Annotated in this window: 21 protein-coding genes; 4 read left to right on the top strand and 17 right to left on the bottom strand. The window is 40.4% G+C overall.

The genetic code is table 11. The features are described 5' to 3' along the window. Window positions 1–14: 14 nt before the first annotated feature. From QMA12_RS10985 to QMA12_RS10930, 12 genes are all read right to left on the bottom strand, one after another. Window positions 15–632 (bottom strand): histidine phosphatase family protein, encoded by a 618-nt coding sequence (locus QMA12_RS10985; protein WP_290210201.1) that lies wholly within the window; start codon window positions 630–632, stop codon window positions 15–17. 72 nt (window positions 633–704) lie between these two features. Beyond that, complete coding sequence (gene nqrM, locus QMA12_RS10980) at window positions 705–917, bottom strand: (Na+)-NQR maturation NqrM (protein ID WP_087530980.1); 213 nt, start codon at window positions 915–917, stop codon at window positions 705–707. Between the two features lie 84 nt (window positions 918–1,001). Continuing rightward, complete coding sequence (locus tag QMA12_RS10975; RefSeq protein ID WP_290210200.1) at window positions 1,002–2,033, bottom strand: FAD:protein FMN transferase; 1,032 nt, start codon at window positions 2,031–2,033, stop codon at window positions 1,002–1,004. A 96-nt stretch (window positions 2,034–2,129) separates the two neighbouring features. After that, window positions 2,130–3,359, bottom strand: a complete 1,230-nt coding sequence (gene nqrF / locus QMA12_RS10970) for an NADH:ubiquinone reductase (Na(+)-transporting) subunit F (protein WP_087530982.1) — start codon at window positions 3,357–3,359, stop codon at window positions 2,130–2,132. Window positions 3,360–3,378: 19 nt separating this feature from the next. Further along, complete coding sequence (gene nqrE / locus QMA12_RS10965) at window positions 3,379–3,987, bottom strand: NADH:ubiquinone reductase (Na(+)-transporting) subunit E (protein WP_016708692.1); 609 nt, start codon at window positions 3,985–3,987, stop codon at window positions 3,379–3,381. A gap of 10 nt (window positions 3,988–3,997) precedes the next feature. Continuing rightward, on the bottom strand, window positions 3,998–4,630 hold the full coding sequence (locus QMA12_RS10960) for an NADH:ubiquinone reductase (Na(+)-transporting) subunit D (protein WP_087530983.1): 633 nt from the start codon (window positions 4,628–4,630) through the stop codon (window positions 3,998–4,000). After that, complete coding sequence (locus QMA12_RS10955) at window positions 4,630–5,379, bottom strand: Na(+)-translocating NADH-quinone reductase subunit C (protein ID WP_290210199.1); 750 nt, start codon at window positions 5,377–5,379, stop codon at window positions 4,630–4,632. Before QMA12_RS10955 ends, QMA12_RS10960 begins: the two co-directional genes overlap by 1 nt. Beyond that, a complete protein-coding gene (locus tag QMA12_RS10950; protein ID WP_087530985.1) occupies window positions 5,372–6,574 on the bottom strand; it encodes an NADH:ubiquinone reductase (Na(+)-transporting) subunit B in 1,203 nt (400 codons plus the stop codon). Before QMA12_RS10950 ends, QMA12_RS10955 begins: the two co-directional genes overlap by 8 nt. 4 nt (window positions 6,575–6,578) lie before the next feature. Then, window positions 6,579–7,922 carry a Na(+)-translocating NADH-quinone reductase subunit A gene (locus tag QMA12_RS10945; RefSeq protein WP_087530986.1) on the bottom strand — a complete coding sequence of 448 codons (1,344 nt, stop codon included), beginning with the start codon at window positions 7,920–7,922 and terminating at the stop codon, window positions 6,579–6,581. Window positions 7,923–8,303: 381 nt separating this feature from the next. After that, complete coding sequence (fabV, locus tag QMA12_RS10940; protein ID WP_087530987.1) at window positions 8,304–9,497, bottom strand: enoyl-ACP reductase FabV; 1,194 nt, start codon at window positions 9,495–9,497, stop codon at window positions 8,304–8,306. Window positions 9,498–9,597: 100 nt separating this feature from the next. Further along, window positions 9,598–9,909, bottom strand: a complete 312-nt coding sequence (locus QMA12_RS10935; RefSeq protein WP_290210198.1) for a BolA family protein — start codon at window positions 9,907–9,909, stop codon at window positions 9,598–9,600. 60 nt (window positions 9,910–9,969) lie between these two features. Beyond that, on the bottom strand, window positions 9,970–10,569 hold the full coding sequence (locus tag QMA12_RS10930) for an alpha-ketoglutarate-dependent dioxygenase AlkB (RefSeq protein ID WP_290210197.1): 600 nt from the start codon (window positions 10,567–10,569) through the stop codon (window positions 9,970–9,972). Window positions 10,570–10,612: 43 nt separating this feature from the next. On the opposite strand from QMA12_RS10930, the gene QMA12_RS10925 reads away from it, so the two are divergent. From QMA12_RS10925 to QMA12_RS10910, 4 genes are read left to right on the top strand one after another with little or no spacing between them, the layout of a single operon-like run. Next, window positions 10,613–11,761 carry a methyltransferase gene (locus tag QMA12_RS10925; RefSeq protein WP_290210196.1) on the top strand — a complete coding sequence of 383 codons (1,149 nt, stop codon included), beginning with the start codon at window positions 10,613–10,615 and terminating at the stop codon, window positions 11,759–11,761. 2 nt (window positions 11,762–11,763) lie between these two features. Beyond that, the gene (locus QMA12_RS10920; protein ID WP_290210195.1) at window positions 11,764–12,321 is read left to right on the top strand and encodes a YajG family lipoprotein; all 558 of its coding nucleotides are present in this window, start codon (window positions 11,764–11,766) and stop codon (window positions 12,319–12,321) included. A 2-nt stretch (window positions 12,322–12,323) separates the two neighbouring features. Continuing rightward, on the top strand, window positions 12,324–12,944 hold the full coding sequence (locus QMA12_RS10915; RefSeq protein WP_087530992.1) for a peptidylprolyl isomerase: 621 nt from the start codon (window positions 12,324–12,326) through the stop codon (window positions 12,942–12,944). 58 nt (window positions 12,945–13,002) lie between these two features. Further along, on the top strand, window positions 13,003–14,388 hold the full coding sequence (locus QMA12_RS10910) for an MFS transporter (RefSeq protein WP_290210194.1): 1,386 nt from the start codon (window positions 13,003–13,005) through the stop codon (window positions 14,386–14,388). A 34-nt stretch (window positions 14,389–14,422) separates the two neighbouring features. On the opposite strand, the gene QMA12_RS10905 is transcribed toward QMA12_RS10910, so the two are convergent. The 5 genes from QMA12_RS10905 to QMA12_RS10885 form a co-directional block, all read right to left on the bottom strand. After that, on the bottom strand, window positions 14,423–14,662 hold the full coding sequence (locus QMA12_RS10905) for a helix-turn-helix transcriptional regulator (protein WP_058560149.1): 240 nt from the start codon (window positions 14,660–14,662) through the stop codon (window positions 14,423–14,425). A 508-nt stretch (window positions 14,663–15,170) separates the two neighbouring features. Beyond that, entirely contained in the window at window positions 15,171–18,251 is a 3,081-nt protein-coding gene (locus tag QMA12_RS10900) for an efflux RND transporter permease subunit (protein ID WP_290210193.1), read from the bottom strand. A gap of 3 nt (window positions 18,252–18,254) precedes the next feature. Beyond that, the gene (locus QMA12_RS10895) at window positions 18,255–19,346 is read right to left on the bottom strand and encodes an efflux RND transporter periplasmic adaptor subunit (RefSeq protein ID WP_290210192.1); all 1,092 of its coding nucleotides are present in this window, start codon (window positions 19,344–19,346) and stop codon (window positions 18,255–18,257) included. Between the two features lie 134 nt (window positions 19,347–19,480). Further along, the gene (gene erpA, locus QMA12_RS10890; RefSeq protein WP_054205543.1) at window positions 19,481–19,819 is read right to left on the bottom strand and encodes an iron-sulfur cluster insertion protein ErpA; all 339 of its coding nucleotides are present in this window, start codon (window positions 19,817–19,819) and stop codon (window positions 19,481–19,483) included. A gap of 134 nt (window positions 19,820–19,953) precedes the next feature. Beyond that, window positions 19,954–21,027 (bottom strand): DKNYY domain-containing protein, encoded by a 1,074-nt coding sequence (locus tag QMA12_RS10885; RefSeq protein WP_290295271.1) that lies wholly within the window; start codon window positions 21,025–21,027, stop codon window positions 19,954–19,956. Window positions 21,028–21,110 lie beyond the last annotated feature (83 nt).

Genomic DNA, 21,110 nt, shown 5'->3' with positions numbered 1-21,110 from the left:
TGGCTAAAAACAGCTTAGAAAACAATTTTAGGCCAAGCTTCACCTTGTTCATCAATGTAAACATCAACACAAATAAGAGCAGCATAAGAGATTGAAAACACATTTTGGCTAATGAGCGACTCACGAGGGAGCTGACATACTATCGCTAACAGCTGTTTGATAACGCCAGCGTGGGTTATGACCAAGTGGGGTCCTGTGTTCTGTGCGCTGTTCATCACTAAAAATTGCTGCCACCACGTTTCAACTCGACTATAAAACGCATTCATGGATTCGCCATTGGGGGGCGTAATTTGCCAAGGGTTTTGCCAAAAGCCTCCGATTGTCGGTGAGCTACTTTGTTGCCAAAGTACTTCATAGCTTTGCCCATCCCAATCGCCAAAATCATACTCTGCAATTGCACTGTCTATATTGAGCGGTAGTTGGCGAGTATTGGCAAGCTGTTGTGCAAAGAGCTTACAACGTTTTAAAGGAGAACTGTTTATTGTAGTGATATCGCTCAGCCCTGCAACTGCATCTTCTAACTGCTGAACACCCTTCTTGCTCAACTCAAAGTCGCTACGCCCAGCTAATACATTTTGCTGCTCAAGCTCACCGTGACGTAAAAAATACACTTTAGTTGTAAATGGTTTCATTAATTACCACTTTAAAGCCACAAAAAAAGCGCCAATTTTAAACAAGGCGCTTTTTAATCTAGTTTATCGAGATTATAAAATTTGGTTTTCTTTCCAAACTTGCTCTTTTTCCATGCGCTTTTTACGTTTGTCACATGGGTCATCACAATCACAAGCTTTATCAATACCTACTGAGCCTAGACCACCACAGCTACTCGCCATAGATTTTTTCTGCATAATCATGCCAATGGCCATTGCTGCGACAATTAAAATAAGTAAACCAAAAGTAAGAAGAAAAAGTGACATTGCTTAGCCCCTATTGTTCAGCAATTAAAAGGTGCTTGGCTAACGTAGCCAAGCTGAGTGTATTATAAACCGCTTTGTGCTCTGCTACAAATAGGGTTTAAATGCTGGGCTCGAATAAGTCACTAAACCATCCTTCGATTTAGCTATTAGATAGACCGCTAAGTCATTTTTTTCTGCATAGGCTTGAGCTTTATCCATGCCCATAATAGTCAATGCAGTAGCAAGACCATCGGCTGTCATTGCTGATGGATGTAATACGGTTACTGATACGAGATCATGACGACTTGGCATACCGGTAACTGGATCAATCAAATGACTGTAAGTCACACCATCCATTTCATAAAATATACGGTAATCACCCGATGTTGCCATGCCATTATTACCTGGCGCTAAAATATGGTGTACTTTGCGTGTGCCTGGCTCTGCATCAGGTTGCTCAATCGCTATGCGCCAATCCTGATCGTTAGGCTTTTTACCTGCAATGCGCAGCTCACCACCAATTTCGACCATATAATTAGTTAGACCGTGACTTTCTAGCAGCTCAGCTACTTTATCAATGCCATAGCCTTTTGCTGTTGATGAAAACGAAAGTTCTAAGCCGTCAACCGTTTTTGCTAAACCCTGCTCAGTCAGTTTTAATTTATCAACCCCAATTTTAGCAATCATGTTAGCTAATGCTTCGTCTGTTGGGCGCTTAGTTGGTTTTTTATCTGGACCAAAGCCCCATAAATCAATCAAGGGTCCCATTGTCACATCGAGAGTTTTAGTTGACTCCCCTAGGCGAATTGATTCGCTCACCACCGCTCTAAAGTCACTACTAATTGGCATGACTTCATCGACAGCTAAGCGGTTAAATTGATTAATCTCAGACTCTTTAATATAAGTCGACATTGATAAGTTAATGCCTTTTAACAGCTCAGTGATTTCTGGCAGTAAATTAAGTGTGTCGAGCTTTTCTTGCTGAGCAAATACTTTGATGTGATAAGTCGTACCCATGGTCTTACCTTCAAGATAAAGCTCTTGCGGTTCATCACTTTGACCACAGCCAGATATAAGTAAAGTGAAGGTAAGAATAAATAAGGCAATTAATGCCTGCGGGTGAAAAACTCTATTCATGGCAGCCTACTTTAAATTTGATATAAAAAAGCCTCGTAACAAACATTGCTACGAGGCTGATATTCTAACCAAAACTAAACTGTTTTGGTATCAGTGTTAGCCACCGAAATCATCTAGTAAGATATTTTCGTCTTCAACACCTAAGTCTTTCAACATTGTGATAACAGCAGCGTTCATCATTGGAGGACCACACATGTAGAACTCACAATCTTCTGGCGCTTCGTGATCTTTAAGATAGTTCTCAAATAACACGTTATGGATAAAGCCAGTGTAGCCTTCCCAGTTATCTTCAGGTTGTGGATCTGATAGTGCTGTATGCCATACGAAGTTGTCATTTTCAGCCGCTAGGCCGTCAAAATCTTCAACGTAGAACATTTCACGTTTAGAACGTGCACCATACCAGAAGCTCATCTTACGCTTAGAATTCAAACGTTTAAGTTGGTCAAAGATATGTGAACGCATTGGCGCCATACCAGCACCACCACCTACGAATACCATTTCAGCGTCAGTTTCTTTTGCGAAGAACTCACCGAATGGACCAGAGATAGTCACTTTATCACCTTCTTTAAGTGACCAAATGTACGATGACATTTTACCACAAGGTAAGCTTAAATCTCTTGGCGGCGGCGTAGCAATACGCACGTTAAGCATGATGATGCCTTCTTCTTCTGGGTAGTTAGCCATTGAGTAAGCACGAATTGTTTCTTCGTCTACTTTTGACTCCAGTTTGAAGAAACCAAAATGGTTCCAGTCGCCACGGTATTCCTCTGGTACATCGAAATCAGCGTATTTAACGTGGTGCGCAGGGGCTTCAATTTGAATATAACCACCGGCACGGAACGGTACTGACTCGCCATCAGGAATTTGTAGCTTAAGCTCTTTGATGAAGGTTGCTTTGTTATCGTTAGAGATAACTTCACAATCCCACTTTTTAACACCGAAAATTGACTCTTCTAGTTCAATTTCCATGTCGTTTTTAACATTTACCTGACACGCTAAACGACAGCCTTCACGGGCTTCACCTTTAGAGATGTGATCAAGTTCTGTTGGTAAGATATCGCCGCCACCTTCTTTGATGTGTACACGACACTGACCACAAGAGCCACCGCCACCACATGCAGATGATACGAAAATACCTGACTCAGATAGCGCACCTAATAGCTTACTACCTGCTGATGTTTTAATGGCTTTATCTGGATCGCCATTTACGCCGATGATGATGTCACCGCTTGCAACTAACTGAGATTTAGCACCAATGATGACTAAAACTAGTAGTACAACGATAGCGATGAAAACACCAACGCCTAAGAAAATCTCATAACTCATGATTTATCCTCGCTACCTATTAAAGTGAAATACCAGAGAATGACATAAAGCCAAGACCCATCAAACCAACTGTGATGAAGGTAATACCTAAACCACGTAGGCCGTCTGGCACGTCTGAATATTTCATTTTTTCACGAATACCAGCAAGTAATGTAATTGCTAGCGCCCAACCTACACCAGAACCGATACCATAAACCACAGACTCGCCGAAGTTATAGTTACGCTCTACCATGAAAGATACCGCACCAAAGATTGCACAGTTAACTGTGATCAATGGTAGGAAGATACCTAACGCGTTATATAGTGCAGGGAAGAACTTATCTAATGCCATTTCAAGAATTTGTACCAGTGCTGCAATAACACCGATGAAAGTCAAGAAACGTAAGAAGCTAAGGTCTGCTTCAGGGTAGCCAAGCCACTCAAGTGCACCAGGTGCAAGAACCGCATGATAAACCAAGTTGTTAACTGGTACTGAGATACCCAATACCACGATAACTGCCACACCTAGGCCGATAGACGTAGTTACTTTCTTTGATACTGCAAGGAAAGTACACATACCTAGGAAGAAAGCTAGCGCTAAGTTTTCAATGAAAACCGCTTTTACGAATAAACTAATATAATGTTCCATTGTCTGCCCCTTACCCTTTCGCTTCTACTTGGTCTTTCTTATAAGTACGAAGTACCCAAATGAATAAACCAATGATGAAGAAAGCACTAGGTGGTAAAATCAATAGACCCATAGGTTGATACCAGCCACCATCTTGCACAAGCGGGATGATTTCAGCACCAAATAATGACCCTTTACCAAATAGCTCACGAATAAAGCCAACAGTTAGTAACACTACTGAATAACCTAAACCATTACCGATACCGTCAAGGAATGACATAAGCGGTGGCGACTTCATCGCATACGCTTCTGCACGACCCATTACGATACAGTTTGTAATGATCAGACCAACAAATACTGACAACTCTTTCGCCGTAGCATAAGAGAAGGCTTGTAATACTTGGTCAACAACGATTACCAATGACGCAATGATGGTCATTTGCACGATAATACGTACAGATGACGGGATCTGGTTACGAATAATTGAGATAAAGAAGCTTGAAAAAGCAGTAACCAACGTCAATGCGATTGACATGATTAACGCATTTTTTAAGCTAGACGTTACCGCAAGCGCTGAACAAATACCAAGTACTTGTAGTGCGATTGGGTTATTTGCCAGTACCGGACCAAATAGGACCGACTTCATTTCTTTAGTATCAGCCATTATTTCAACGCTCCTTCACGTACTCTCGCAAGGAAAGGACCAAAGCCGTTTTCGCCAGTCCAAAAGTCAACTGCGTGATCAACACCATTAGACGTTAAAGTTGCACCTGATAAGCCATCAATTTGATGCTCATTCTTAGCGCCACTTTTTACAATATTGATTGGTAACTCTTTACCATTCCAACTTGCAGTCCACTGTGGGTTTTGGATTTCTCCACCCAAGCCAGGTGTTTCGTTGTGCTTATAAAAGTTAATATCTTTAACAGTTTCGCCATCGCTTTCAAGTGCTAAGAAGCCATACATCACACCCCAAAGGCCATAACCTTGGATTGGTAAAATAATTGCATCTGTAGAACCGTCTGCTTTCTTCGAGATATATACAGGTGAGTTATCAGTCATACGCTGAATACCAGCTATATCTTTAACACCTTTCTCTTTTAAAGACTTACTGATGTTCTGGTCGAACTTGCTTTTTTCGAAATCAAATGAGTTAGGATCAACATCCACAAACTCACCAGTTTCCATATTAACAACACGTGCTTCGATTTTTGAGTTAAATGTATCAGAGATATTTTCAACTGCATCGATACCCGCTGCGGCTAAGATATTTTTTTGAATATCTTGCGTTTTGTTAGCTTGCTGTAATGGGCGAAGCTGAACTGAAGCAAACGATACGATGATTGCACACACTAAACATAGTGCAACAACAACGGTTAGCGTTTTGCCGATTGATTCGTTATTACTAGACATTACGTGCCAACCTCCGCTTGATATTAGCCTGCACTACAAAGTGATCGAATAATGGTGCAAATAAGTTAGCAAATAAGATTGCTAGCATCATACCCTCAGGGAATGCAGGATTGATTACACGGATCATTACTACCATCACACCAATTAGTGCGCCGTATGCGAATTTTGCTTTATCGGTAAATGCAGCAGACACTGGGTCTGTCGCCATAAAGAACATACCAAAAGCAAAACCACCTAATACTAAGTGCCAATGCCAAGGCATTGCAAATACTGGGTTAGTATCAGAACCAATTGCATTTAATAAGAATGCAGTTGCAACCATACCCAAGAACACACCTAGCACGATACGCCAAGAAGCGATACGAACATAGATAAGGAATAAACCACCCACTAACAATGCAAGTGTAGATGTTTCACCTACAGAACCTTGAATGAAACCATAAAACGCATTCCACCATAGCTCCATGTTGCTAAAGTCTAGTGAACCAACAAACGCTTGACCTAGCATAGTTGCACCAGAGAATGAATCTACTGCGGTCCATACTGTGTCACCTGAAATTTGTGCAGGGTATGCAAAGAATAAAAATGCACGGCCCGCTAATGCAGGGTTTAAGAAGTTACGGCCAGTACCACCAAAGATTTCTTTAGCGATTACTACACCAAACGTGATACCTAACGCTACTTGCCATAAAGGAATCGTTGCTGGAAGGATCAAAGCGAATAACACTGACGTTACGAAGAAACCTTCGTTAACTTCATGCTTACGCACTGAAGCAAATAATACTTCCCAAAAACCACCCACAGCAAAGGTTACTGCGTAGATTGGTAAGAAGAAGCATGCCCCGTAAAACATTTTAGCGCCCCAGCCTGAGCTAGCGGTTAATTCACCACCAAATAACTGGAACAAACCAACTTGCCAAGAGTTTGCTAGTTCAAAACCTTGTGCTAATGCACCGGCGGCCTGATGACCAATATTGAACATACCAAAAAACATGGCAGGGAACGTCGCCATCCACACTAAAATCATCATACGTTTTAGGTCGATGTTGTCACGAACGTGTGTCGCGCCTTTATTTACATAGCCTGGTGTATAAAAAATAGTTGCTGCTGCTTCATACAGGGCATACCACTTTTCATGTTTACCACCGGCTTCAAAATGCGGCTCGATATCTTCTAGAAATTTCTTTAAACCCATCTCTCTAGCCTTCCTTCTCGATCGTAGTCAAGCAATCGCGTAGGATTGAACCATACTCGTATTTACCTGGACAAACGAAGGTACATAACGCTAAATCTTCTTCATCAAGTTCAAGTGCGCCTAATGAGATAGCACCATCTAAATCACGTGAGATTAAGTCACGTAATAAAAGCGTTGGTAAAATATCTAACGGCATAACACGCTCATAGTTACCAATTGGCACCATGGCACGTTTTGAACCACCTGTTGACGTTGTCATTTTAAATAAACGACTTGGCGCAAGGTGAGATAAGAAAGTACGTGTCACTGAGAATTTATCGCTACCTGGACGGATCCAACCAAACAATTCTTTTTCGCGACCTTCAAGTAATACTGATACTTGAACATGGTAACGACCTAAGAATGCTTGAGGACCTGCAGAAATAGCACCTGCTAAAACAGAACCAGAAATTACACGGTTATCACCGTCTTCTAATTCGCCCGCAACTAAATCATCCAGTGCAGCACCTAGTTGAGTTTTCACTAAACGAGGGTTTTTAACACGTGGACCGGCAAGAGAAATAACACGATCAGTGCTGATTTCACCAGTAAGGAATAAGTGACCAAACGCAATAACGTCTTGGTAACCAATATGCCAAACTTGCTTACTTGCAGATACTGGGTCTAAGTGATGGATATGTGTGCCAACAAGGCCAGCCGGATGTACGCCACCAAACTCATGTACTTCTACTTGAGGGATTGATGAGCTAGGTACTTGGCTACCTGCTTGTTTACAAACAAATACTTTACCGTCAGTTAAACGAGATACCACAGCTAAACCTGCTTCGAATGCTTGCGCATTTTCGGCAATAATAACCGCAGGATCTGCAGCTAATGGATTAGTGTCGATAGCCGTCACAAAAATAGAGCTAGGATTTGCATCCACTGCCGCTACCTTGCTGAATGGGCGAACACGAAGTGCTGTCCATTGACCTGACTGAATTAGTACTTCTTTGGCTTTTTCACGGTCTAAGCTTGAAAGCTCATCGGCCTTGAAAGAGTCAAAGGTGATTTGCTCACTGCCATTTACTTCAATAACGACAGATTGCAGCACACGTTTTGCACCACGATTAATTTCTTTTACTGTACCAGCAGCTGGGGCAGTAAATAATACACCTGGGTTCTTTTTGTCTTCAAAAAGTACCTGGCCTTTTTTAACTTGGTCATCCACACGAACATGCATGGTTGGACGCATACCAATAAACTCTTCACCTAGCACAGCTACACGTTTGACGGCTGAGCCATCATGAATAACTTGCTGAGGTGCGCCCTCTATGGGTAAATCCAGACCTTTTTTTATGTTGATCATACGCACTTGCACTACATTAACGGAAAGAAACTGAAAAATCGTACCAACCACGTCGCTTTTTGACTATTCAAGCAAATTCAAGATATCAAAGAACTGCCTGTTTAAGATACAAAGCAAGCAACGCAGTAAAACTCCTCACATATATTGCCCGAATTTTAACACCAATCAGGGTCACTATGCGAGTGTAAATATGAAATTTATACGACAGGAGCAGTAATTTAGCTCAATAGCTACATTTGAATAAAATTCAATATAGACCAAAGTGTAATTGCCCGCGAGTAAGGATGAAAATTAAACAGAAAATATCCGTAAATAACTCAAACAATATATTGCAGGCAATAAAAAAGTCGCCGTAGCGACTTTTTCAATTAACGAACAGAATTAGTCAATCATGTTTGCAATGTGTGCAACAGGTTCTACATCTTGTTCGTAATCAACGCTGTCGATACCAAAACCAAACAAGCGCAAAAACTCATTGTGATAACCCACATAATCAGTTAGTTCATCAATTGTTTCTGTGGTTACGCTGTCCCACACAGTTTGAATACGCGCTTGAACATCATCTTCCAATTCTTTGTAGTTTTGGAATAAATGGCCACCGTCATCAAAGCGTGGAGAATCACCATATAAATTCTCGGTAAATAAACTATGAATTTGCTCAATCGTACCTTCATAGGTGCCATCCGCTTTCATCACTTTAAATAGTGCAGAAATGTAAAGTGGCATAATTGGAATAGCAGAACTTGCTTGCGTAACTACCGCATTAAGTGAAGATACATACGCTTCACCGTTAAGTGCTTTAGTAGATTCTTTAATTGCTACAGTTGCACGGTCTAAGTCTTCTTTTGCTTTACCAATTGTGGCATGACCGTAAATTGGCCACGTTAGCTCTTTACCAATATAGGTGTAAGCACTGGTTTTAAAGTTATCAGCCAATACGTCGGCTTCTTTAAGTGCATCAATCCACATTTCCCAATCTTCACCGCCCATCACTTTAATGGTGTTGTCGATATCGTCTTGGCTTGCTGCTTCTACTGTTATTTCATCAATTTCACGCTTTGACGTATTAAGGTTTTTAGTCGTCACCGCATCGCCAATCGGCTTAAGTGTAGAAGAGTAAGTTTCACCAGTATTTGGATCAGTACGACGAGGAGATGCAAGGCTATAGATAACTAAATCAACTTTACCTAAGTCAGCTTTAATTGTATCAATCGCTTTTTGCTTGATTTCGTTAGAAAACGCATCGCCATTGATATTTTTAGACCAGAGGCCTGCTTCATCAGCTGCATTTTGAAATGCCGCCGTGTTATACCAACCTGCAGAACCCGTTTTACGCTCAGTGCCTTCTTTTTCAAAGAAAATACCTAAAGTCTTAGCACCGCCACCAAATGCGGCAGTAATACGCGATGCAAGGCCATAGCCTGTAGACGCACCAATAACTAGTACATTTTTAGGCGCATCTTTTAGCTCGCCTTGTTGTTTTACATAGTTAATTTGTTCTTGTACGTGCTCTGCACAGCCAACTGGATGGGCGTTAGTACAGATGAATCCGCGAATTTTAGGCTTAATGACCATTGATCATCCTATATCTATTTCAATAAAAATTAGCGCTAGTTTAAAGGCTAATTGTAAAAATACAGGTCTGATCAGTATTCAATACTCTCAGACCTGGCCGTTAATCTAATTTAGAGCCACCCAAACACGTTGGCGAATCAGCAACATTGCCTTCTTGCTCGCTAAACTCATCGGGGGTAAAGGTATGAATAGCCAACGCATGAATATGATTAGCTAATTCATCTTTTAAAACTTCGTTAATTTGACGGTGACGTTGTAATAAACGTTTGCCGCTAAACTCCTCACTGACGACAATAACTTTAAAGTGAGAATCTTCACCACGGCTGTGCATATGGCTTTCGTTAACTACATTAAGGTGTTTACAAGCAATTGCATCGGCAATTTTACTTTGTATTTGTTGCTGCATAGACATAAAACGATCACTTTAAAACAGATTTATTGCTCTACTATAACAACTAAGCTTGTAAATTGGCTAGTTGGGTTTTGGTAAAATATACCTAAACGTCAAACTGATACGCGGATGAGCCAAGGTAGTTTGCTTTGCTATAGCATGCTGAAAATCACGTTGACTATGGCCATGCATCACTAAACAACTACCGCTGTGTAGTTTTACCTCACTCACTTTATGGCTGGTTTTATGCTTTAACTTTAATGCGCGCTCTGCGCCAAGTGATATACACACTATAGTGGGCTCAGAGCCAAGCTCTATTTCATCATCGCTGTGCCAGCCCATGGTGTCATTACCATCGCGGTAATAATTAACCAATAGAGAGTTAAAAGGTTGCTGTAAATGCTGCTCTAGCCGTTTTCGCATAGCCAATAATACAGCAGGCCAAGGTTCGACAATTAATTTATTCTGCGAATAACCATATTCAATGTCATTATCACTGATAAAACATTGCAGCCGCGGAATAGCCCCTGTTCGGCCATACACTGTAGTGATGGGTTGTTGCCAAGGCAAGTTTTGCTGTAAATGATAAAACAAATCGAGGCTTTTTTGCGCACTAAGGGCGGTTCTTTGGTAAGAAAAGCCATTTGGTAACTGTTGGGGGTTGGCGTTTGGCCGTTGCATGTTAGAATTTACCTATCATTTGATTACTGATCACTAAACTATTATGACCACGCAAGCACAGCTCGGCGATACATCCTTTACTCTTGAACGTTTTCCGCTAGATCAAAAAAACCGTAGCCTACAAGCATGGGACTCTGCTGATCAGTACCTTGTTGACTATGTTACTGAACATTATCCTGATTGTCGCTCATTGCTAATTTTTAATGACAGCTTCGGGGCTTTATCTTGCTATTTTAGTAAACAAGGATTAACAGTTTGTTCAGTCAATGATTCTTATATTAGCCATCAAGCTGCTGCGTATAACTTAGCTGAAAACAAAATTGCCACAGCAAATTTCAGTCAACTGGACAGTTTATCTGCACTACCTGAAAACGTAGATTTAGTGCTTATGAAGGTGCCACGTACTCTCGGGTTTATGCAATATCAGTTATCAGAGCTCAGCGAAGTGCTTGCACCGGGCACTCCCGTCATTGGCGCAGGTAAAACAAAAGATATTCACAATTCGACCATTAAAGCGTTTGAACACTATATTGGTGAAACTAAAACAAGTTTAGCAGTTAAAAAATCACGCTTAATTATAAGTCAAGCTACAGGGGGCTATAAAGCGGCTGACTTTCCAGTAAACTGGCCACTTGAAGGCACTGACTTTAGTATTAGCAACCACGCGAATGTGTTTTCACGTGACTCGCTAGACATTGGTGCACGGTTCTTTTTTAATTACTTACCGCAATCGAGCAAAGCAAAGCGAATTATTGATTTAGGCTGTGGTAATGGTGTAGTAGGATTAATGACATTATCACGCTGCCCTAATGCTGAAATCACCTTTGTTGATGAATCTTATATGGCTGTCGAATCTGCACGACTAAACGTTGAACTCAATATGGAAGATAAGTTTGAACAGTGTTCATTTATCGAAAACGATTGTTTAGCTGGGTTTGAAAGTGAAAGTGCTGATATTGTTTTATGTAATCCGCCTTTTCATCAGGCACAAGCTGTGACCGACCATATTGCATGGCAAATGTTTAAACAAGCAAAAGACACCTTAAAAAATGGCGGCGAATTACGTATTATTGGCAATCGTCATCTTGATTATCATGACAAGTTAAAGCGCATGTTTGGTAATTGCCAATTACTTGGCTCAAATAAGAAGTTCGTCGTTTTAAGCGCAACTAAAAATAATGGAATGCTATAGCAATGAAAAACTACATTTTACCTTGTTGTATTTTATTAGCCCTAGGTGGCTGCAGTAGTAGCCAACCCAATCAATTGATCTTAAATCCGGTTTACCAAAGTGGTAAAGTTAGTTCAATTAACCAAAGCCTTAGTACCAGTGTTATTGATTTACGTGGCGATGCTGCAACACTTAAATTAATCAAATCAGATAAAACACAAACCATTGCCAGCCAGGGCATAACTGAATCAATTAAAAGTATTTTAGATAGCGCTTTAAGTCGTAATGGTGCCAGTATTTCTAATCTAGCTACCACACGTTTTGAGGTAGACATACATACGTTGCAAGCCGTTGTTACCGAACAAATGGTGACTCATATCAGTAATGCTAAAATAGAGCTAGGGGTGCGAGTCATCCGAAGCTCAAGCAACTTTAGTAAAATTTACCGCGGTAATGCGAATCTTGAAGGCCCGCTTGGTCACGACAGAGCAAAAATAGAAGGTCAGCTGAATAAGTTGACTGAACAATTAATTACCCGCATGGTATCAGATCCTGAATTACTAGCATTTTTAGAAGGTTAAACATGAAACGTCTTTTTATATTCTGCGCATTTTTATTAATTAGCCAAAACTTAATGGCCGCCACAGAAGGCCGCTTTGTACAAAAGAACAATATGTTCCCACGCGTTGAAATTACAACGACGATGGGGAAAATCGTCATTGAAATGGACCGCTCTAAAGCCCCTATCACGGTTAATAACTTTTTGACCTATGTGATGGATGGCAGCTATAAAGGCACTGTATTTCATCGTGTAGAACGTGATATGGAAAACGATCGTGACTTTGTCATTCAAGGTGGTGGCTACGATAAAGACTATGAGGGTGTTTACGAAGGCGACCCTATCTTTAACGAGAGCGGTAACGGCTCTAAAAACGATATGTATAGTATCGCAATGGCTTACCAAGATAGACAACCTCACTCAGGCACCCGCCAATTCTTTTTTAATATGGATGATAACGACCACTTAAACCCTGGCCGTGAATGGGGCTTTGCAGTCTTTGGTACTGTGATGGACGGCTATGAAACACTAGATAAAATCATGCAAGTAGAAACCGGTTTCAACGATAAAATTGGTTATGACTTTGTACCCAAAACCCCAGTGGTGATTTTAAATATGGCTGTATTAGAGCCAACCCCTTTATAAAATTAATGGGGCTGACAAATTAAAGCCCCTTGTATCCCTCTTAGCCAATGAAGGCGCTATGAAAAACAACTTATCTATTACTGAATATTTTTCTTACTTTAAAGACAAGCGATTAATTAACGTTTTCATATTTGGTATGAGTAGCGGTTTTCCATGGGTATTAATTGGCTCTGTAATGTCTGCATGGCTAAAAGATGAAGATTTGAGTCGCAGCATGATAGGCTTATTCGGTATCGTCTTTGGCGCTTATAGTATTAACTTTTTATGGTCACCCTTGGTTGATCGCATCAAACTCCCTCTATTATATAATTGGCTCGGTCAGCGCCGTAGCTGGATCCTCTTTTGCCAAAGCTTTATTTTAATTGGTGTACTGTTATTAGCAGGGCTTAATATAACAGACCACTTAGCCATCGCTGCTGCATTATGCTTATTAATTGCTATCGCATCAGCCACGCAAGATATTGCCATCGATGCGTTCCGAATTGATACACTCGAGGAAAACGAAAGTCATAAAGCCACAGCTGCTGCGGCAATGGCAACTTCAGGTTGGTGGAGCGGTTATGCATTACTCGGCGCAATCCCCTTTTATATGGCGGATATTCCGAGCATTGATTGGCCACAAGTTTATTACTTTTTAGCTGCTTTAATGCTCTTACTGATGAGCTGTGTATTTTGGGCAAAAGAGCCTAAATCAAACCGTGAAGCAGTCCATGCTGAACTTGAGCGCATTTACCAAGCAAAGCTTGCAAGTAACAATCAATATTCGCAATCAGCCAAGATAGTGGCATGGTTAGCCGTGACGGTGATAGACCCTTTTAGAACCTTTTTTTCCCGTAACGGAGTTAAAACAGCTTTAGCACTGCTTGCCTTTATATTCTTATTTAAAATTGGCGAAGCTTTTTTAGCCCGTATGTCTATTGTGTTTTATAAAGAGGTCGGTTTTTCAAACACCCAAATTGCCAATTATTCAAAACTGGGCACTGGGCTAATCACCATTGTGTTTGCCTTTTTAGGCAGTATTTTTAACCATAAATACGGCATAGTTAAAGGCCTATTTATAAGTGGTGTAGCAATGGCTGCATCAAATTTAATGTTTTCATGGATTGCAGTTGCAGGCCCCCAAGAGCATTTATATGCTATGGCTATTGTTGTTGATGGTTTCACTCAAGCATGGTCTCTAGTGGCTATGGTGGCATTTATATCAATGCTCTGCGACCGTGCTTTTAGTGCGACGCACTATGCACTGTTAGCATCTTTAGGTAATTTAGGTAGAACTTTGCTTTCGAGTTACAGTGGCGTGGTAATTGATGATTGGCTAGGCGGGAACTGGTCGTTATTCTTTATTTTAACAGCATTAATGGTGTTGCCGTCGTTAGTGTTTTTATATCTTATTAGGCATAAATTGTATGAGCTTGAAAATAGCTATCACAACAATAATAAATAAAGTGTGAAAGCGCTTCCTTGCACTTACCTAAAAATTAATCTTCTTTTAGTAATCCTAACCCTTCATATGGGTCAACTTCTAACGCGTCACAATAGCGTAAAAATTCAATCACATCTAAACGACGCTCTTGGTTTTCAATTTTACCGATAAAAGAGTGCGGCGTACCAAGAACTTGTGCAAGGCTGCGCATTGTGTGACCCTTTTCATGGCGCTTAACTTTAAGCCATTTGGTCAACTTTGAGTTTTCTTCTGAAGAAACTGTTTTACCCATCATAAAAAACATCTCCTACTTAGATGATTTAAAATTAAATTAAGAATGAAATTTGCCCGTCTCACTCTTGGATACATTATATACTATAACTACTACTGCTGAATAAAAAATTACGAGCCGACTCCATTTCAAGCTTCGTATTTTTATCCCCATTCAATTATTGTAAAACAAACAATAAAGTAAATACTCGATTATTCGTTCCTCTTTAATGTATCAAATAATTTATGTAAATGAACCTATTTTACGACAAATTATTTTTACTTTTAAAATTAGTGGTTTATGATGTAAATATGTAAAAATAAAGCGAGGAGAAAGAAATATGTTCCGGTTACTTTTTTTATTACCCATTATACTTTGCTTAGTTTGGTACTTTTTTCTTAAGAAAAATGGAGTTCCAATTAAACAAGGTAAAAAAGGCTTTATATACATTTTAAGCTTTTCAGCCTTAGTTTTAGGTTTTTTTGTTCTAATGATCCAAGTCACTCATCAATAGTGAGTGACTTAATTTGAGCTAATTAGTGCTTTTTCGCTCACGTAGCATTAATAGACATGGGGTTAAAACAAGCGTCAGTACCGTTGCAAATGAGAGTCCTCCTGCAACAGCTGTAGCAAGTTGTACCCACCACTGAGTCGATGGCGCACCAAAATCGATAGTCCGATTAAATAAATCGATATTGATTTGTAACACCATCGGCATTAATCCTAAAATCGTTGTAACAGTCGTTAATAATACAGGCCTTAAACGTTGTGCTCCAGTTCTTAAAATTGCATCTTCTATTGCCAGCCCCTGCTTACGTAAAACATTATAAGTGTCTATTAATACAATATTATTATTAACAACAATACCTGCTAATGAAATCACCCCAATGCCTGACATTACAATACCAAATGGCTGCTGCAATACAAATAAGCCAAGAAAGACCCCAACTGTTGAAAATAACACAGCACTGAGAATTAAAAATGCTTGATAAAAGCTATTAAATTGAGTGACCAGGATGATCCCCATAACAAACAACGCAACTAAAAATGCATTTTTTAAGAAAGCTTCTGATTCATCTTGATCTTCAGTTTCGCCACGCACCTTTATTTTAACCCTAGGATCTAATCCCTGCTCTTTTAACTGTGTTTGTAATCTAGGCAGTGCCTTTGCTAGTTGTTCACCAACCTTCATATCGGCGTTAATCGTGACTACACGGTGGGCATCTACTCGTCGAATGGTATCAACTTTTGGCGCAGCATTACGCTCAACAAAATGAGTTATGGGTACTTGCCCGTGCATTGTTTTAACACGTAATGTTTCTAAACGCCCTAAATCACGTTTATCATGAGGAAAACGCACTCGAATATCAATTTCATCATCTACATCATCTGGGCGGTACTCACCAAGTTTTAAACCATTTGTGATCAATTGTACATTTGCCCCGAGCATCGCCGCATCGGCACCAAAGCGTGCAGCATCAGCACGATTAAGCTTTAGTTGCCACTCAATGCCTGGTTTTGATGCGGTGTCGTCAACATTTCTAAAAGCCCCATCATTTTCAATTGCTTGACGGATAACTTTAGCTTGTTGATTTAACTCTTCAGGATATTTCGAACTTAACTCAATACTCAGCGCCTTACCACCACCGGGGCCATTTTCATCTTTGCGCAGTTCAATCTCAACGCCAGCAAAGCTTGCGGTGATCTCATTTACCTGACTAATAATGTCTTCGGCAGGAGCACGCTCATCCCAATCTTTTAGGTTCATTCTGAATGTACCAATCTGATCTTTACCACCAGTACGGGCATAGAGCGTTTTAATACCTTGCACATCCAAAATACGCGTTTCGATCTCTTTCATAATCACGTCTTTTTCATAAATAGACAGATCACTGTAAGAGCGTACTTTTATGTTCACACCATTTGCTTCAACATCAGGAAAAAACTCAACACCTAACTTAGAAGCACCAAAAGCAAAAAACACTACGATAGAGAACGCAATAGCCGCCAACAATGTCCACCAAGGGCTATTTATCGCTCGATTAAGTAATCGGACATAGCGCCCAGAAAACCCTGACAATTGAGTTAAGTCGCCTGATTCAGCTAATGCTAAATCCCTTTTTTGCTGCGCCGTTAATGGTCGTGTTTTACCTATTAAGCCACCAATTGTAGGCACAAACACTAAAGCCATCAATAATGAGGCAGTTAATGTCGCGATTAATGTAATTGGCAAGTACTTCATAAATTCCCCCATCATGCCAGGCCAGAATATCAGCGGTGCAAAGGCAGCTAAGGTGGTTGCCGTTGAAGCGATAATAGGCCATGCCATACGCTCTGCGGCTATTTTATAAGCTTGCTTGCGGGACTTTCCTTCACTCATAGCTCGATCAGCGAATTCAGTAACAACGATGGCACCATCAACCAACATACCAACCGCCATAATAAGTGCGAATAACACCACAATGTTCACAGTAAGACCAAATAGAGATATGACTAAAATGCCCGTTAAAAAAGAGCCAGGTATCGCAATTCCAACTAAGAATGCAGTACGCGCCCCCAGTACAGCCACAATCACAATAACCACCAACAGAACTGCTGATAACACATTATTTTGTAAGTCAGAAAGCATCATTTCAACATCTTTTGACATATCACCGGTGTAATCAACACGAATATGATCTGGCCATATTTTTTGAGCTTGAGTAACGACCTGTTTGACTTGTGCGACTGTGTCGATGATGTTTTCACCAGCACGCTTTTTCACTTCTAACGACACAGCTTGGCGGCCATTGATGCGTGCTATGGAGCTAGGATCTTTATATGCGCGACGAATTTTCGCGACATCCATAAAGCGAACAACTCTATCGCCAACGACTTTAACTGGTTGCTCCATTACATCTTGAATAGTCTCAAATACTGAGGGTATTTTTACTGCAAAACGCCCTTTACCTGTATCCAATGTGCCCGCAGCAACCAAACGATTATTATTAGATAACAACTGAATAATATCGTTTGGTTCCAGTCCATAGGAGATCATCGCAAGTGGATCAACTTCAATTTCGACCATATCTTCACGATCGCCTCCCACATCAACCTCTAATACACTCGAGATACTTTCAAGTTCATCTTTTAAGTTTCGCGCAAGCGTCAATAAACCTCGTTCTGGTGAATCGCCAGAGAGTGTTAGAGTAATTGTAGGTTGCTCATCTTCCATGAGAATTTCGTGAACTTCTGGCTCTTCTGATTCCGAAGGCAATTTAGCTTTGGCTAAGCTTACTTTATCACGCACATCGGCAAGCGCCTCTTTGGGGTCCATACCGGCTATAAATTCTAATGTTACCGACGCATGACCTTCGCTGGCCACCGCAGTCATTTCTTTTACGCCCTCAATAGAACGTAATTCAATCTCCATTGGCCGAACCAATAAACGTTCCGCGTCTTCTGGAGAAATACCATCATGAATAATAGACACATAGATAAACGGGATGGTTACATCAGGGTTCGCTTCTTTAGGAATATTTTGATACGTCACCCAGCCTGAAATTAATAACAGTATGAATATAGATAGTACTGTACGAGTATGGTTGAGCGACGCTTCTATTAAGTTCTTCATCGGTTACTCGCCAGCTTTATCGTCTACGTTCATATATACAGGCTCAACAATATCGCCCTCTCGAACAAAGCCTTGACCAAGGGTTATCACATTTGCTGTTTCACCTAACCCCCAAAGCCAGACTCCTTCTGCTGTCGATTTGACGAGTTCAACACTTTTAAATACCACTTTATTTTTATCATCAATGATTTTTACGCCAATGTTTCCCTCATCATCGAGCGCCATATACGCAGGACTAAGTAACATGGCCGGTGCTGATTGCAATTCAATATCAAGCTGAGTTGAAAAGCCGGCTTTAAAGGTCATATTTGGGTTTGAAAATGCAGCTTCAACTCTAAACGTATTAGTACTTTCGTCGGCGACTGAGGCGATATAGCGAATTTTACCAGGGTAAGTTTTATCATTTAACACATGGGCATGCACGCCTTGACCAACTTTTAAACCGAGTATTTCTTTTTGTGTTGCATTTGCTCTTACCACTAATGGGTCAAGATCCGCTAATTCTAAAATTGGGTCACCAATGCCAACATAGTCACCTATTTGCACAACGCGTTTATTAATTATGCCACTAAATGGGGCACGAACTTCTGTCCGCTGAAGTTGTAATTTGAGCCCAGCTAACCGCGCCTTTCCTTGTGCAAGTATCGCTTCGCTGCGCATAGTTTGCACGCGATCTTGCAGCCCTTGATCACGTAGTGACAGCGCCCCTTCGTACTCTGCGGTATATTGCTTTAAAAGTGCTGTTGCAGAGCCTATTTGCGCTGCCAAATCTGATTTATCCAATTCTAAGATTAGCTGACCTTGCTCGACAAACTGACCTTCTTCAACATAGATTTTCTCAACTTCACCTGCTTGGCGGGCGCTCACTTTGGCTAATTTATCCGGTTGTGATTTACCATAAAACGACAATGTTTTTTTAATATCCTGCGCAACAAGTTTAACAACTTGTACTTTGGCAACCTTTTCCACAGCTTTAATTGTTTCTTCGTCATTTGCCTGAGAGCTTCCTGAGCTCATCCAGATAACAATAAAAACGATAATAGATAAAGCTAAAATGTAGGGTTTTTGTTCGAGTTGCTTGGCGAGCTTTTTCAACGCAGTGCTTCCTTATTAGATCTTAATTTATCGATGCGCAAACTGGTTTAATAATAGGTAAGGGGGAGTCTTAGAGCAATATAAAATAATGCAGATACAAAAAAGCCGCTCTACAGCGGCTTTCTTATGATTTGTTAAACGCTAAAACTAGCGCCACACCCGCAGGTAGTGGTTGCGTTAGGGTTTGAGACAAAGAACCGAGCACCTTCTAAGCCTTCAGTGTAGTCAACAACACCATCGACTAAATATTGAATACTCATAGGATCAACTACGAGAGTTACGCCATTTTTTACGATTTCTAAATCGCCCGGGTTAGCTTTTTCGTCAAAAGTAAAACCATATTGGAAACCAGAACACCCACCACCGGTAACATATACACGTAGTTTAAGTTCTGGATTTTCTTCTTCATCAATTAATTGTTTAACACGAACAGCCGCAGCATCGCTAAATTTAATCGGTAATTCTTCTGACATACCCAACCCCTCAATTCCTCTAATGGCGCGATTATCTAATACCCTAGTGTTTTAATCAAGTATAGTAAACAACTGCTGATTACTTTTATAAATAGATTATCATCAGTAGAATCCCTCACCTTAGCGAGGATTTGTTAAAAGTCAGTTTTTGCAGCGACAATTTCGCCACGCATATAGTAATAGTTTTTATCACCCGCGTCTGAATGTGTTGTTTCATCATAATCTGTGACTACAAAACTTGTGACATCAGCTTCACTGATACGTTGTACACCATCACTATAGCTATGGTAATAGACCGCGCTTTTATCTTTAATGTAACTGCGTTTCAATTCTTTGAAAGTGTTAGGATCTAGCCCTTCAACAGCGTGGGTTTCACTGCCAGATAAATAGTAAATATTATTTATATCACGTGCGAATTCATAGTGTGTGGTGAGTATTTCGAACGTTTTTAAGTCAGCCTCGGGGGCAATAATATACGCACCATAATAAAGGTGACTTTTATCTTTAGCGTATGCCCTAAAAAGCACTTTGAAAGAATCAAACTCAGCAGGTTTTAATCTTTCATCACCATAATAAATGATATATTCACCATCAGTTTCTGAGTAACTCCAGTTTTCATCAATACTTGCAAAGGTGTGCGGATTTGCCGCTTCAATTATTTGATTTCTTAAAATCACTTGCGTGTCACTAAACCAATACAACGTATGACCAATTAATCGCCCTGTTATATTGCGAGAATCAACATTTTCTACCCGCTTACCAAAATAATAAAAGCTATGTTTATCGCTGGCATACAGTGATGCTGAGTGTTCATTTTCATAATCTTGTCGGTCATAAGTAGTAAAACTATCAGGGTCTGCTTCTGTGAGCTCGTTACCACTAAAATACACAGTGTCATTCACAACTGCATAGCCACTATTAGGCACCCCTTTGACCATATTAATAAACAAACTGGAATAGCCAAAAACCACAAAAATAACACACACAACGACCGCGCTAATTTTTGCTAACAAAAAGCCATTAAAGCCTAAATAGTTAACTTCAAACAAACCCAGTAAAATAAAGATAGCGACGGGGTAGAGCAAAAATAACATAGCACTTAACACAGCCGTTTTACTATCTTGTGCACCAGGAGCTGCTAGCATCATTGGCGACATCATTACTATTAGTGGCCAAGCCATTAGCGCGAATGTAGTTATAATACTCATTACGGTGTGCATAGAGTCTTTCCAAATTTGAATATCCATTTCGGTGATTTTGCAAACTACCTTAAGCTATACCCAAAATCAAT

It is taken from the genome of Pseudoalteromonas sp. APC 3893, from assembly GCF_030408095.1.
Lineage (GTDB): Bacteria > Pseudomonadota > Gammaproteobacteria > Enterobacterales > Alteromonadaceae > Pseudoalteromonas.
Note: the sequence above shows the minus strand (reverse complement) of the source record. Positions and strands in the feature narration are given on the sequence as shown.